This is a genomic window from Bradyrhizobium sp. AUGA SZCCT0160 (assembly GCF_018130105.1).
Classification (GTDB): domain Bacteria; phylum Pseudomonadota; class Alphaproteobacteria; order Rhizobiales; family Xanthobacteraceae; genus Bradyrhizobium.
This window is the reverse complement of the sequence record NZ_JAFCMD010000005.1, coordinates 212,428-227,336: the sequence shown is the minus strand read 5'-3', so window position 1 is coordinate 227,336 and position 14,909 is coordinate 212,428. Positions and strand designations below refer to the sequence as shown.

Below are 14,909 nucleotides of genomic sequence, written 5' to 3'. Positions count from 1 at the left end.
TTAACGCGAACCGGAGTCCACCCCGGATCGGGTCCGGGGCAGGCTTTCGCTGGAAAACGCTTTAGCCGGCGGCTTTGTAGACCACTCCGCGACGCAGCGATCGAGATCGCCGATGTTTTGGCGCATCTGTTCCAGCGAAAATCCGAGCGCGAAGAAGCGCTCGGCGACGTCGCCCGACAGGCCACGGATCAGACCATCGCGGCGGACCGAGGCGACTTCCTCCGCGTAGCCCTGCAGCGCAAATTGCACGGGGTCGATCACCGGCGGACTGGCGCCGTTGCGCAATGCGGCCGCCGACGCGCGCAGATGGGCGTCAATCGCCTCGCGCACGCCGGACAAGGGCGTATCCAGCCGCGCCTGCACGTTCGCAGGCAATGCCACCAGACACTCCCGCCCGATCATCACGACGTCATGACGCAGCCGAAGGATGGTCCGCAGCAGCGGGCCAGTGTCCGGCCCTGATGACAGACGCGCCGCGCGTTCGCGCTCGGCTTCCTGCCCCATCGCATGCAAGGCCGTCACCTCGGCACCGATGCCCTCCTGGATCGGTGCGGGGCCTCGCTGTCGAGGCCATGCGTCAGGCCAATGAGCAGTTCAGAGAATGCTCCCGCGATCAGTTCGATCACGCGCGCCGCATTGGCGCGGATCTGGCGATGCGCCCGCGACGGCAGCACGAGAAAGGAAGCCGCAAGCCCGGTGGACGCGCCGACGGTGACCTCGATCAGGCGATCGATGACGGAATCGAGCGGACTGGTGTGGTGCATCTCCGGGATCAACAAGACGATGACACCTGTCACCGTGGCCGCGGTCAAACTGGGGTTGAGCGATCCGAGATAGGCCAGCGGCGCTACCGTGAGCACCAGCAACGCCAGCAGCGCCGCTTCGCTCGAATGCGGAATCAGCACCGCAAGCGCTCCGCCGTAGATCGCGCCGCCGATCGTCCCCAGCATGTAGTCGGTGGTCGCCTTCAGCGACCGCCCGACGCTCATCTGGGTGACGATGAGGGAGGTCAGAACAGCCCATAGCGGCAGCGTCAGATGCAAGGCGTTCGCGATGGTGTAGGCCACAACCGCCGCCACCGTCACCCGAATAGCCAGCGCCAGTTGCGTTCGCCGCGACCGCACACGGTTTGCCACACGCTTCAGGAAGCCAGCCATGCGCCCCATTCCGCAATCTGCAGGCGATCCCGCCGGTAAATGAGCTTTAGCATAGCTGGTGCCCGCGACCCGGAGACGGCTTGAAAGGTGGATTCAGCCCGCCTACCCTGCGGGCCAAAACGAGGAAACACGATGGCCAACGAAACCGCAACGCTCGCCTCCTATGTCGCCAATCTGAAATTCGAGGACATTCCCCCGGAGGTATTGGCGCGCGCCAAGGTGCTGACGCTGGATTTCCTCGGCAGCACGATCCGGGCGCGGCGCGATGCGGAATCCACCGCCTCGCTGCTGAAGATGCTGGAAGCCTTGGCGCTGGACGGCAAGGGCGAATCCACCGTGTTCGGCGATGCCAAGACCTGGACGCCTGCGGTCGCCGCCTTGCTCAACGGCGCGCTCGGCCATTCGCTTGACTTCGACGACACGCATGCCGATTCCTCGCTGCATCCGAGCGCGCCCGTGGTGCCGGCGGCGTTCGCGGTCGGCGAGATGGTCGGCGCCTCGGGCCGCGACGTGCTCACCGCCATCGTCGCGGGCTATGAAGTGTGCTGCCGGCTCGGCAACGCGCTCGATCCCACCTCGCATTATGCGCGCGGCTTCCACCCCACAGCGACCGCAGGAACCTATGGCGCGGCCGCCGCCGCCGGAAAGCTGTTCGGCCTGTCGCAAGACCAGATTGTCTCGGCGTTCGGCGTTTCCGGCAGCCAGGCCGCCGGCTCGCTGCAATTTTTGGTCAATGGCGCCTGGAACAAGCGCTATCAGGTCGGCGCCGCCGCGATGAACGGCGTGATCGCGGCGACCCTGGCGCGCAACGACTTTGTCGGTTCGAGCGAATCGGTCGAAGGCAAGCACGGCTTGCTGGTCGGCTACAGCGACAACGCGCATCCGGACAAGGCGACCGCCGGTCTCGGCAAGACCTATGAGACGCTTCGAATTGGCGTAAAGCCCTATCCGAGCTGCCGCTACACCCACGCGGCGCTCGATGCGCTGATCGCGATGCGCCGGGAGCACAATCTGACGCCGGACCAGATCAAGAAGGTCGAGATCGGCCTGCACCGCAACGGCATCACGCTGACCGGCGATGCCGCCACCAAGCGTCATCCGACCTCGATCGTCGGCGGGCAATTCTCGATGTTCTTCACCGGCGCGCTGGCGCTCGACCAGGGCCGCTTCGGCTGGGACGATTACGAGCGGCTCGGCGACGCCGCCGTGAACGCGCTGGCCGACAAGTTCGACGTGGTGCAGGACGATCGCCTCGAGATCGGCCGCACCCATCCCTTTGGCGCACGCGTCTCCATCACGACAGATGATGCCGTGCATGAGCGACTCTATGCCGACCCTTCCGGCGAGCCGGATTCATTTCCGGACGCGCAGGCGATGCAGCAGAAGTTCCTCACCCTCGCCCGCCCGGTGCTGAACGGCCGCGCGGACCAGCTTGCGGACGCGATCCTCTCGCTCGAGCGATTCGATCGCGTCGCGAAGGCCACGCAGTTGGGACGGCAGTAGAGGCAGAGCTATCGCCAGATCGGCGGTATTCCCCTCTCCCCTTGTGGGAGAGGGTGGCTTCGCGAAGCGAAGACGGGTAAGGGGTTGTCTCCTCACGGCACAGCTCGCGTTGCGGATAGAACCCCTCATCCGGCGCTTCGCGCCACCTTCTCCCACAAGGGGAGAAGGAAGGGTCTCCGGATCGCATTCAATTCGTGCCCGCTACCTTCGCCTTGTCGCCCACCGCCGCTCGGTCAGCCGCGCGCAGTGAACTTAATGCAGATTCAATTTTGGCTCGCCCAGGATTTGCAGTGCGTTGTCCGAGGAGCCCAAACGGCGAAGCGATCCAGACCTGGTTGCCGCTCGATGGATTGCTTCGCTTCGCTCGCAATGACGTGAGGCGCAATCCCGTCATTGTTGCTATAGTCAGCGCAAAATCCAAAGGAGTTTCTCATGAGCTGGCAACCTTCCAACGACCCCGTGCTCGGCGATCCCAAGACCTGCGACGCACTTGACCTCATCATCGTGCCGCGCACCCGCGATCTCGGCGATGGATTCGTGGTGCGGCGCGCGCTGCCGCATGGCAAGCGGCAGATGGTCGGTCCCTTCATCTTCTTCGATCATTTCGGGCCGATGCAGTTCATCGCCGGCAACGGCATGGACGTGCGCCCGCATCCGCATATCGGGCTTGCCACCGTCACCTATCTGTTTGACGGCAGCATCATGCACCGCGACAGCGAGGGCAACATTCAGGAGATCCAGCCCGGCGCGATGAATCTGATGACCGCCGGCCGCGGCATCGCGCATTCCGAACGCACGCCCGACGTGCAGCGCCGCGATGGCCAGAAGATGCTGGGCCTGCAAAGCTGGATTGCGCTGCCGGCAGGCTCGGAGGAAATCGCGCCATCGTTCCAGCACTACGCCGCCGACAGCCTGCCGACCGTCAAGGACGGCGGCTTCACCGCGCGCATCATCGCGGGCAGCGGCTTTGGCGTGAAGTCGCCGGTCACGATGGTATCGCCGTGGTTCTATACCGAGGTGACGGCCACCGCCGGCACCAGCGTGCCGCTCGATCCTGACCACGAGGAGCGCGCGATCTATCTGGTCGACGGAGAAGTCGAGATTGCGAACGAGCGCTACGAGGCGCCGCGCTTGCTAATCTTCCGGCCCGGCGACCGCATCACGGTGAAGGCGATCCAGCCGACGCGGATGATGTTCCTCGGCGGCGACGCGCTTGAGGGCCCGCGCCATATCTGGTGGAATTTTGTCTCCTCCAGCAAGGAGCGGATCGAACAGGCCAAACAGGACTGGAAAACCGGCCGTTTTGCCCATGTTCCCCAGGAACACGAGTTCATTCCGCTGCCGGAGTGAGCTATCCCTCGGCAACCAAAGCTCCGCTGCCCGCGCTTCACCCGCGGGCGCGCTTCTTGAAAGCATGACACCATGAACGCGATGCTCGCCAGCGATTTGCCCCTGCCACGGATCGGGCGCGGCAAGGTCCGCGATATCTATGCCGTCGGCGACGACCGCGTGCTGCTGCTGACCACCGACCGCATCAGCGCGTTCGATGTCGTGATGGCCGAAACCATCCCGATGAAGGGCGCGGTGCTGACCCAGATCAGCGCCTGGTGGTTCCGCCAGCTCGCAGACGTCGTGCCGCATCATATGATCAGCGCCGATGCCGACGAGATCATCGCGCAGGTGCCCGTGCTGAAGGCGCACCGCGCCGACATCGCAGGGCGCGCGATGCTGTGCCGGCGCACCACCGTCTTCCCGGTTGAGTGCGTGATCCGCGGCTACATCTCGGGATCGGCCTGGAAGGAATATGCCGCATCGGGCACGCTGGCCGGCGAGAAGCTCAAAGCGGGTCTGGTCGAGAGCGAGAAGCTGGAGCCTTCGATCTTCAGCCCGGCGACCAAGGCCGAGACCGGCCATGACGAGAACATCACGGTGTCGCGCGTGCGCGAGCTCCTTGGCGACGAGGTCGCCGCCACGCTGGAGCGTATGGCACGCACCATCTACGAATACGGCGAGAACACCGCCCGCAAGCAAGGCATCATCATCGCCGACACCAAATTCGAATTCGGCCGCGACGGTGACGGTCGCATCATCCTGATCGACGAGGTGATGACACCAGACTCTTCACGGTTCTGGGCGGTCGACGTCTACAAGCCCGGCCAGGGACAGCCGAGCTTCGACAAGCAGCCGCTGCGCGACTATCTCGACAGCGAGCGCCGTGCCGGCCGCTGGAACGGTGACGCCCCGCCCCCGCCGCTCCCGGCCAGTGTGGTGGATGCCACCAGCAAGCGCTATCTGGAAGCGTATCGCCGGGTGACGGGGACTGAGCTGAAGATTTGAGGCCGCCGCACGGTGAGATTGCCACAGCACCGCGCCTCTCAAACGGTGTCGTCCCGGCGAAGGCTCAGATGCGCAATTGCGCATCTGAGATCGCGCTCGCTTTGCTCGCTTGTCCGGGACGACAGTGGTGATGGCGGTGCTCACCGCCTCACGCTAGGCTCCTTCCAAAATCGACAATTGGGAGGCAAGCATGTCCGAAGAAAATTCCGTGCTGGTCGAGCGCGATGGCCCCGTGACCATCGTTTCCATCAACCGTCCGCATTGCCGCAACGCTGTCGACGGCGCGACTGCGCGCAAGCTCTACGATGCGTTTCTGGCGTTCGACGCCGATGAAGCAGCATCCGTCGCAGTGTTCACCGGCACCGGCGGCTATTTCTGCGCCGGCGCCGACCTCAAGGCGGTGGCCGCGGGCGATCCCAACAAGAAGCGCGAGATCGGCGGCCATGACTCGATTGCGCCGATGGGGCCGAGCCGGCTGCGGCTGTCAAAACCCGTGATCGCCGCGGTCGAGGGCTTTGCTGTCGCCGGCGGCATGGAACTCGCGCTCTGGGCGGACATGCGGGTCGTCGCCGAGGACGCCACCTTCGGCATCTTCTGCCGCAGGTTTGGCGTGCCGCTGATCGATCTCGGCACCATCCGCCTGCCGCGGCTGATCGGCCATTCCCAGGCCATCGACCTGATCCTGACCGGGCGCCCGGTCGGCGGGCCGGAGGCGTTGCGCATGGGCCTGGCCAATCGCCTGGTGCGAAGAGGCGAAGCCGTTGCACAGGCCATTGCGCTGGCCAGGGAAATCGCGGCCTTCCCGCAGACCTGCATGCGCGCCGACCGGCTCTCGGCGCTGCGGCAATGGGACCTCGCGGAGGAAGACGCCATCGCCAACGAAATGCGCGGCGGGCTGAAGGTGATCGCCTCGGGCGAGACACTCTCAGGCGCTGCACGATTCGCCTCCGGCGTCGGCCGCCATGGCGCGTTCGGCGGAGACGCAGGAACGACTGACGGCGCCGTCACACGTCCCCTGTCACAAGAATAACGTTGTGATCTGTGTCTGCGGTCTCTACCACTGGCAGGGGTGCCGGGGGCAAGTGGGGCGTGGTCAGTCGATCTCTTAAAGGCGAGCCGGAGTTCATTCGGAAGACCTTCAATGACATTCTCGGCGGCAGCGCCGCCAGTGTCCTGACGATTACATTTGGCCTGTCCTACGCGCTTCTGATTTTTACCGGCCCGCTGACGCCATATCTCTCCTACGGACTGGCCGCGACCTTCATCTCCTCGGCCATTCTCGCCGCGGTCATCGCCTGGGGAAGCTCCTTCCCGTTCGCGATTGCGGCGCCCGAGAGTTCCACGGCGGCGATGACCGGAATTCTGGCTGCGTCGCTGGTCGAGCACGTCATCGCAAGCGATCCCTCGGCATCGCCGCTGGCCCCGGCACTGATGACGCTTGGCCTTTCCGCCATCGTCACCGGCATCGTGCTGTGCGGCTTCGGAGTGACGCGGATGGGCCGCGCGATCCGCTACGTGCCCTATCCCGTCGTGGGCGGGTTCCTCGGCGCCACCGCCTGCCTGATCATTTTGGGAGCGATCCGCGTCATCACCGGCCATCGTCTCCAATTCTCGACGCTCGATCAATTCGCCAACATCCTGACCCTGTCCGAGTTGGCGGCCGCCTGCGCGATGGCGCTGGCACTCTATCTGACCTGGCATCGCACCCGCACCTCGTTTGGCCTGCCGGCCATGCTGGTCGGAGGCGTGGTCGTTGGACATATCGCTTTTTGGTTGGCGGGCTTCACCTCGGCAGAAGCGCAGGCCTCGGGATGGACGTTTCAACCGCCGCCCAGCGTCAGCATCATGCTGCCGTGGAGCACGGCCGAGATGGCCCGCTATCCCTGGCATGCCGTGCCGGATCTGCTCGGCAATCTGGTCGCCGTCATTTTCGTCACGGCGTCGAGCACGCTGTTCAACACCGCGGGCATCGAAGTTGCGGCGCACCGTGAAGCCAACCTCGAGCGGGAATTGAACGTCACCGGCCTTGCCAACATCCTGTCGGGCGCGCTTGGCGGCTATACCGGCTGCATCTCGGTCAGCCGCACCATCCTCAACTTCAGCAGCGGCGGGACCGGCCGGCTCGCCGGCCTGACGGTGGCCGCGATCTCGGTGCTGATGCTGGCGGTTGCTCCTGTTCTGCTCGGCTATATGCCGAAATTCGTGCTCGGGGGTCTGCTGATCTATCTGGGCGCCGATCAGCTGCACAAATGGATCATCGAATCGCGGCGGCGCCTGACCAAGACCGAATATGTCTCCCTGCTGGCGATCATCGTCATCATCCTGCAGTGGGGCTTTGTCGCCGGCGTGCTGATCGGCGTTGTGATCGGCTGCGCGACATTCGCGTTCACGGCCGCACGGATCGACCCGATCAAATTCAGCTTTGACGGCTCGGAATATCGCAGTTCGCTGGATCGTTCGCGCGACGACCAGACGGTTCTGACGGCCCATGGCGGACAAATCCAGGGCCTTAATCTGCAAAGCTATCTGTTCTTCGGTTCCGCCAACCGGCTCTACCAGCACGTCAAGGCGCTGCTCGCGCAGCGTCCGGAATGTCGCTATCTGGTGTTCGACTTCAAGCTGGTTACCGGGTTCGATTCATCGGCGGCCTACAGTTTTGCCCAGATCAAGCGCAGCGCCGACGAGCGACACATCGAACTGGTGCTGGTTCACCTGCCCAAGCTCGCAGAGAAGGCGCTGCGGTCCAGCGGTTTCATCGCCGGCCGGGTTCGTATCGTGCCTGAGCTCGATCATGCGCTGGAGCAATGCGAGAACGAGATCATTGCGAAGCATAAAGGCCACGAGCAGGAGGAGGCCAATCTGCGTGACTGGTTCACGCAGATTCTTGGAACCCCGCGCGACGCGGTGGCGCTGATGCATCGCTGCGAGCGTGTCGAGATCGACGCTGGAGAGATCATTGTCAGTGCCGGCGACGCCGCCGATTCCATGCATTTCATCCTGGACGGCCGCGTTGGCATCATGGTGCCGGCTGCGGAAGGCCGCACCACGCGGGTGCGAAGCCTCGGCCGCTACACGACGATCGGCGAGATGGGCCTGGTGTCGCAGGCGCAACGCAGCGCGACGATTCAAGCCGAGGTCGCGAGTATCCTTTACGTCCTGAGTGCGCATCAGTTTGAAGCGCTCAAGATCGATGACCCCTCGCTCAGCCAGAAGCTGCTGACCTATTTCGTATCTGTTATGGCCGAACGACTTACTTTTGCCAATCGCACCATCGCAGTGTTACGGCGGTAGGACGTTGCATTTTCCAGCCATCCTTCTCCGGGGTTAGAGCATATGACCGCACAGGCTGACACCAGGACCTTTTCCACCACCAACTATCGCCTGCAAAGCGGCGTCGTGATGCCCAAAGTGACGATCGCCTTTGCGACGCTCGGCACGCTGGCGCCCGATCGCAGCAATGCTGTGCTGGTCACGCATGGCAACACCAGCGGCCCGCAGATCATCGATCCCGGTGGCACGACGGGCGAAGGCAGCTGGAGTGAGATCGTCGGCCCCGGCAAGGCCGTCGACACCAATCGCTATTTTGCGATCTGCCCGAACATGCTGGGCTCCTCCTACGGATCGACCAATGCCCGGAGTATCGACCCCGCAACCGGCAAGCCCTACGGGCCGCGATTCCCCGACATCAATGTCAGCGACATCGTCGGCACGCAGCGGCTGCTGCTCGATCATCTCGGCATCGACAAACTGGTTGCGATCGTCGGCCCGTCCTATGGCGGATTCCAGGCGTTGCAATGGGCCGTCAACTATCCCGACGCGATGAAGGGGATCGCCGTCGTCGTCACCTCGCCGCTGGTGCCGCGCGAACGATCCGAGGGCAATGTCGCGCGCCTGCTCGGAGCGCTCTCGAAGGACCCGAACTGGAATGGCGGCGATTATTACGATCGCGGCGGGGTCGTGGAGACCATGACCGGGATCCGCATGGCGACGCTGAAGACCTACGGCATCGAGACCCGCCTGAAAGCGACGATGTCCGATCCTGCGGAGATCGAAGCCGCGATCCGCGACGAGGCGGCGCGGTGGGCAGAGGGATTCGATGCCAATTCGCTGATCATTCTTGCCAAAGCGCTGCGCGGCTTCGACGTGACCGGGCAATTCGGCCAGATCAAATCGAAGGTCCTGTTTGTGCTGTCGCGGACGGACAAATTGTTTCCGCCTGACATCGCGCCCGGCGTGATGCAGGGATTGAAGGCCGCCGGCGTCGATGCCGATTATTTCCTGCTCGACAGCGAACTCGGCCACTCCGCCTCCGGCCTCGACGCCCACAAATGGGCGCCGCGGCTGAAGGAGTTTATGGAAGGGCTCTGAACGTCACGTATCTAACCACCGTCGTCCCGGCCTTGAGCTCAGATGTGCAATTGCACATCGGGGGACCCATACGCCGTGCCGTCAATGGCCACGGGAAGTGCAAGTGGCCTCGTTGAAGCATGCCGCTCCTGTAACAGACGACCGGGGTTATGGGCCCCGGCGTTCGCCGGGGCGACGCGATCAAATCCCCGCCATCATCACGTATTTGATCTCGACATATTCTTCCATGCCGTGATGCGAGCCTTCGCGGCCGAGGCCAGACTCCTTGACGCCGCCGAAGGGTGCGACTTCGGTGGTGATCAGCCCGGTGTTGACGCCGACCATGCCGGACTCCAGCGCTTCGGCGACCCGCCAGACCCGGCCGAGATCGCGCGAGTAGAAGTAGGACGCGAGGCCGAACGGCGAGGCGTTGCACATCGCGATCACGTCGGCCTCGTCCTTGAAGCGGAACACCGGCGCCAGCGGCCCGAAGGTCTCTTCGTGCGCGACCAACGCGTCCGGCTTGACGTTCGACAACACCGTCGGCTCGAAAAAGCTGCCGCCGAGCGCATGGCGCTTGCCGCCGGTGACGATTTTCGCACCGCCCTTAACCGCATCCGCGATGTGCTTCTCGACCTTGTCGACCGCTTCCATGTTGATCAGCGGGCCCTGCACCACGCCGGCTTCCGTGCCGTCGCCGATCTTCATCGCCGCGACCTTGGCCGAGAGCTTTTCGACAAACTGGTCGTAGATCTTGTCCTGGGCGTAGATGCGGTTGGCGCAGACGCAGGTCTGGCCCATGTTGCGATACTTGGAAACGATGGCGCCTTCGACGGCGGCATCGATATCGGCGTCGTCGAACACCACGAACGGTGCGTTGCCGCCGAGTTCGAGGCCGAGCTTCTTCACGCCGACGGCGGCCTGCTGGTACAGGATCTTGCCGACTTCGGTCGAGCCGGTGAAGCCGACGAAGCGCACCGCCGGGTGCTCGCACAGCACCTTGCCGATCTCCGAGGAATTGCCGGTCAGGATGTTGAACACGCCCTTCGGCACGCCGGCCTTTTCGGCGAGCGCCACCAGCGCCAGCGCGGTCAGCGGCGTTTCATTGGCGGGCTTGAGCACGACCGTGCAACCCGCGGCCAGCGCGGGCGAGACTTTGCGGGTGATCATCGAGCAGGGAAAATTCCACGGCGTGATCGCGCCGCAGACGCCTATCGGCTGCTTGATGGCGAGCAACCGCGCATCGGCGCGCTGGGTCGGAATGGTTTCGCCATAGACACGGCGGGCTTCCTCGGCAAAAAATTCGACATAGGCGCCGCCGATATCGACTTCGCCGAGCGCCTCCGTCAGCGGCTTGCCCTGTTCGGAGGTCAGGATCAGCGCGATGTCTTCGCGGTTGGCGATGATCAGGTCGAACCATTTGCGCAGGATGTTGGAACGGGCCTTGGCGGTCAGTTTGGCCCAGGCCGGGAACGCGCGCTCGGCGGCTTCGACCGCTTGCGTCGTCTCCGCGGTGCTCATGACCGGAATTTTTGCCAGCTCGACGCCATTGACCGGATTGGTCACCGGCTTTGACGCCTTCCCGGTCCAGGCGCCGTCGATGTAGCACTGCTCACGCAGCAGCGAGGGATCCTTCAGGCGGTCGCGCAGGGAGGGGGCGGATTGCGAAGCGCGTGCGGCGACGGGCGGGTTCATGGCGTAACTCCTCGGAGTTTTCTTGGGATTTTTTGGGGTATTGATCCGAGTATAGGCCTATTCAGCCGGCAATGCATCGGCCGCAAACGCGCGGCTGATTCAAGCTATCTTGAGGGCTCTCACGCCGCGCCGCCCATATAGGTTTCGCGGCGGCCGATCATGCGTTCGGCGGCGGCCTTGGCGTCGGCCCGCGAGGAGGTCGCACAGGTGCGGTATTCCAGATCGGGCAGCTTTGCCGTTGCGCGGCGCGAGAACCAGGATTTGGAACCGACTTGCAATTGCGCCAGCGCCACGGCGACATTGTCGACCGCCTCGAACGAGTGCAGCGCGCCGGTGCCGGCAACACGGACCTCGTAGAGGCCCGGAGAGATCGGCGCCTCGATGTTCTCACTGCGTCCGGGGCGGGGGTATCGTTTCCACTCACTCCAGGTCGAGATCATCGCGGCATCCTCGCAACGGATAAAGTTACAACCATTTTCATCAAATCATTCAGTTCGGCGGCAGCGTTTCTGCTGGAATCTGAATGTCTTACTGCAAAGAATCAGCACCGGAAATCGTTATGGAATCAACTTATCGTTTGTGCCCGAAGCGGTCACCGATATTGCAGTTCGTCCACCGCGAATTGTGGCGGAGTGTTGCAGTTTTGTGTCGCCCGCCTGCCCATCACGAGATCGCGACGTCAGCGGCAAGGCGCCGCGAGCGCTTGCGGGATTGTGATGCCGGAGGGAAGATCGCGGCACTCCATAACAACAAACGGGAGGTGACCCATGCAAAGCAAAGCTCAGATCGATCAGGTTCTGCGTCAGAAATGCGAGGCCAAGGAGATTCCCGGCGTGGTCGCCGTCGCGGCAACCGGCAGCGAGGTGATCTACCAGGGCGCGTTCGGCAAACGCGACCTCTCCAAGGACGATCCGATGACCGCCGACAGCGTGTTCTGGATCGCCTCGATGACCAAGGCGATCACGTGCGCCGCCGGCATGCAGCTCGTCGAGCAAGGCAAGCTCTCGCTGGACGAGCCGATCGGCAAGCTGCTGCCTGATCTGGCCTCCCCGCAGGTGCTGGAAGGTTTTGACCCCAAGGGCGAGCCAAAACTGCGCCCGGCGAAGAATCCGATCACGCTGCGCCATCTCATGACCCACACCGCCGGCTACTGCTACGACGTGTGGAACGCCGACATGGGGAAATACCAGGATAAGACCGGGACCCCGAACATCTTCTCCTGCCTGAACGCCGCGCTGAAGGGGCCGATCATGTCCGATCCCGGCACGCGCTGGGAATATGGCATCAACATCGATTTCGTCGGCAAGGCGGTGGAAGCTGCGAGCGGCCAGCGTCTCGACGCTTACCTGCGCGATTATATGTTCGCACCGCTCGGCATGAACGACACCGGCTTCAAGATCACGGATTCCCAGCGCCAGCGCCTGGTCGGCATGCATGCGCGCGGCGAGGATGGCTCGCTGGCGTCGATCCCGTTCGAGCTCGAACAGAATCCGGAATTTCATATGGGCGGCGGCGGCCTCTACAGCACGGCCGCTGACTACATCAAGTTCACCCAGATGATCCTCAATAAAGGCAAGGGCAACGGCAACCAGCTGCTGAAGCCGGAGACCGTGGCGTTGATGGGCCAGAACCACATCGGCGATCTCACCATAGGCAAGATGCCCACCATGGCGCCGATGTACACCAACGATGTCGATCTCTATCCGGACATGGTGAAAAAATGGGGGCTGAGCTTCCTGATCAACACCGCCAAGACGCCGGAGGGCCGCAGCCCGGGCAGCCTCGCCTGGGCTGGCCTCGCCAACACCTATTTCTGGATCGATCCGGCGCGTAACGTCGCCGGCGTGATCCTGATGCAGTTGTTGCCGTTCGTGGACGCGAAATGCCTGGAGGCCTTTGCGGGCTTCGAGCGTGGCATCTATGCCGGGCTCGACGCAGGGAGTGGCCAGAGGGCGGCTTGAACGCGAACTGTCGAGACGCGGTCCGACCCCGCCCCACCCACAAATCGTCATCCCCCGCCTTGTGCGCAATTGCGCACTGGAGCGGGGGAGCCAGTACGCCGCGGCCTCTCGGTGCTATAATTGACGCCACTGGGATGATACTGGATCCCCTGCATGCGCGGGGATGACAACCTTGGGTGTGGCACGATGACCGAACCAACCGTGAGCTACGTGTGCGGCACAGCCGATGCACCTCTGCTGGGCGACACCATCGGGCAAAGCCTCGATCACGCGGTGCGGCGCTGGGGCGACCGCGAGGCGCTGGTTTCGCCGAGCCACAATGTCCGCTGGACCTGGAAGGAATTTTGCGAACGCGTCGATGCGCTGGCGGCCGGCTTTCTGGCGCTCGGGCTGGAACGCGGCGCGCGGATCGGCGTCTGGTCGCTCAACCGGCCGGAATGGACGCTGACGCAGTTTGCCGCCGCCAAGGCGGGAATCATCCTCGTCACCATCAATCCGGCCTATCGCCTCAGCGAACTCGAATTCGCCCTGGCAAAGGTCGGCTGCGCCGCGATCGTGACCGCGACGGCGTTCAAGACTTCGAATTACATGGAGATGCTGAACACGCTGCTGCCCGAGCTGGCCAAATCGACGCCCGGCGAGTTGCAGGCGGCGCGGCTGCCGAAGCTGCGCGCGGTGATCCAGATCGGTGGGCCGGCATCGCCCGGCACCATCGCATTCGAAGACGTGACGCAGATGGGCAGCGCGCAGCACCGCGAGACGCTGGCGGAGCTGGCCAAAACGCTGCAGTTCGACGATCCCGTCAATATCCAGTTCACCAGCGGCACCACAGGCTCGCCGAAGGGCGTCACGCTGACGCACCACAATATTCTCAACAACGGCTATTTCGTCGGGCGCGCCATGCGCCTGACCGAACAGGACCGCATCTGCATTCCGGTGCCGCTCTATCACTGCTTCGGCATGGTGATGGGCAATCTTGCCGCGGTGACGCTCGGCGCCACCATGGTTTATCCCGGCGAGGGTTTTGATCCGCTGGCGACGTTGCAGACCATCGAGAAGGAACGATGCACCGCGCTCTATGGCGTGCCGACGATGTTCATCGCCGAACTCGATCACCCCGAATTTGCGCGCTTCGACCTGAAATCGCTGCGCACCGGCATCATGGCCGGCGCGCCCTGCCCGGTCGAGGTGATGAAGCGCGTCAACAACGAGATGAACATGGGCGAAGTCACGATCGCCTACGGCATGACCGAAACCAGCCCTGTCAGTTTCCAGAGTTCGACGGACGAGCCGCTGGAACGCCGCGTCTCCACGGTGGGGCGGATTCATCCGCATGTCGAGGTCAAGGTGGTCGATCTCGAAGGCCGCATCGTGCCGCGCGGGATGCGCGGCGAACTCTGCACCCGCGGCTACAGCATCATGCTGGGTTACTGGGACGAGGCCGAGAAGACTTCCGACGTGCTCGACGCCAATGGCTGGATGCACACCGGCGACATCGCGATCATCGACGCCGAGGGCTATTGCAACATCGTCGGCCGCATCAAGGACATGGTGATCCGCGGCGGCGAGAATCTCTATCCGCGCGAGATCGAGGAATTCCTCTATCGCCACCCCAAGATCCAGGACGTGCAGATCTTCGGCGTCGCCGACGAGCGCTACGGCGAGGAGCTGTGCGCCTGGGTTCGCGTCAGACCCGGCGAGACGCTGACCGCTGACGAGGTCCGCGCCTTCTGCCAAGGGCAGATCGCGCACAACAAGATTCCGCGCTATGTCGAGTTCGTCGAGGAATTTCCGATGACGGTGACGGGGAAGATTCAAAAATTCCTGATGCGCGATGCGGTCGAGGCGCGGCTGGGGTTGAAGGCGGCGAAGACGGCGTGAGTTTGACTGCCGGCAATGTATTTGCCGA

The 14,909-nt window shown here is 63.8% G+C and carries 10 protein-coding genes and 1 pseudogene; 8 read left to right on the top strand and 3 right to left on the bottom strand.

All coding sequences use genetic code 11. From position 1 onward, the window contains the following. Positions 1-1,157 (bottom strand): annotated as a pseudogene (locus JQ558_RS11005) (FUSC family protein). A 132-nt stretch (positions 1,158-1,289) separates the two neighbouring features. On the opposite strand from JQ558_RS11005, the gene JQ558_RS11000 reads away from it, so the two are divergent. The 6 genes from JQ558_RS11000 (at position 1,290) to JQ558_RS10975 (ending at position 9,365) form a co-directional block, all read left to right on the top strand. Next, positions 1,290-2,660 (top strand): MmgE/PrpD family protein, encoded by a 1,371-nt coding sequence (locus JQ558_RS11000; RefSeq protein WP_212209942.1) that lies wholly within the window; start codon positions 1,290-1,292, stop codon positions 2,658-2,660. A 432-nt stretch (positions 2,661-3,092) separates the two neighbouring features. Next, the gene (locus tag JQ558_RS10995; protein WP_212209943.1) at positions 3,093-4,010 is read left to right on the top strand and encodes a pirin family protein; all 918 of its coding nucleotides are present in this window, start codon (positions 3,093-3,095) and stop codon (positions 4,008-4,010) included. A 72-nt stretch (positions 4,011-4,082) separates the two neighbouring features. After that, a complete protein-coding gene (locus tag JQ558_RS10990; protein WP_212293634.1) occupies positions 4,083-4,997 on the top strand; it encodes a phosphoribosylaminoimidazolesuccinocarboxamide synthase in 915 nt (304 codons plus the stop codon). 190 nt (positions 4,998-5,187) lie between these two features. Then, positions 5,188-6,027, top strand: a complete 840-nt coding sequence (locus tag JQ558_RS10985) for a crotonase/enoyl-CoA hydratase family protein (RefSeq protein WP_212293633.1) — start codon at positions 5,188-5,190, stop codon at positions 6,025-6,027. 59 nt (positions 6,028-6,086) lie between these two features. After that, entirely contained in the window at positions 6,087-8,288 is a 2,202-nt protein-coding gene (locus tag JQ558_RS10980) for an SLC26A/SulP transporter family protein (RefSeq protein WP_212293632.1), read from the top strand. A gap of 42 nt (positions 8,289-8,330) precedes the next feature. After that, a complete protein-coding gene (locus JQ558_RS10975; RefSeq protein WP_212293631.1) occupies positions 8,331-9,365 on the top strand; it encodes an alpha/beta fold hydrolase in 1,035 nt (344 codons plus the stop codon). Between the two features lie 180 nt (positions 9,366-9,545). Here the strand turns inward: JQ558_RS10975 and JQ558_RS10970 are convergent, their stop codons facing one another. Beyond that, positions 9,546-11,039, bottom strand: a complete 1,494-nt coding sequence (locus JQ558_RS10970; RefSeq protein ID WP_212293630.1) for an NAD-dependent succinate-semialdehyde dehydrogenase — start codon at positions 11,037-11,039, stop codon at positions 9,546-9,548. Positions 11,040-11,158: 119 nt separating this feature from the next. Next, a complete protein-coding gene (locus JQ558_RS10965; protein ID WP_212293629.1) occupies positions 11,159-11,479 on the bottom strand; it encodes a hypothetical protein in 321 nt (106 codons plus the stop codon). A gap of 327 nt (positions 11,480-11,806) precedes the next feature. Here JQ558_RS10965 and JQ558_RS10960 point away from each other — a divergent pair, with 327 nt between their 5' ends. After that, positions 11,807-13,000, top strand: a complete 1,194-nt coding sequence (locus tag JQ558_RS10960; RefSeq protein ID WP_212275806.1) for a serine hydrolase — start codon at positions 11,807-11,809, stop codon at positions 12,998-13,000. 186 nt (positions 13,001-13,186) lie between these two features. Then, entirely contained in the window at positions 13,187-14,881 is a 1,695-nt protein-coding gene (locus tag JQ558_RS10955) for an AMP-binding protein (RefSeq protein WP_212293628.1), read from the top strand. Positions 14,882-14,909: the final 28 nt, after the last annotated feature.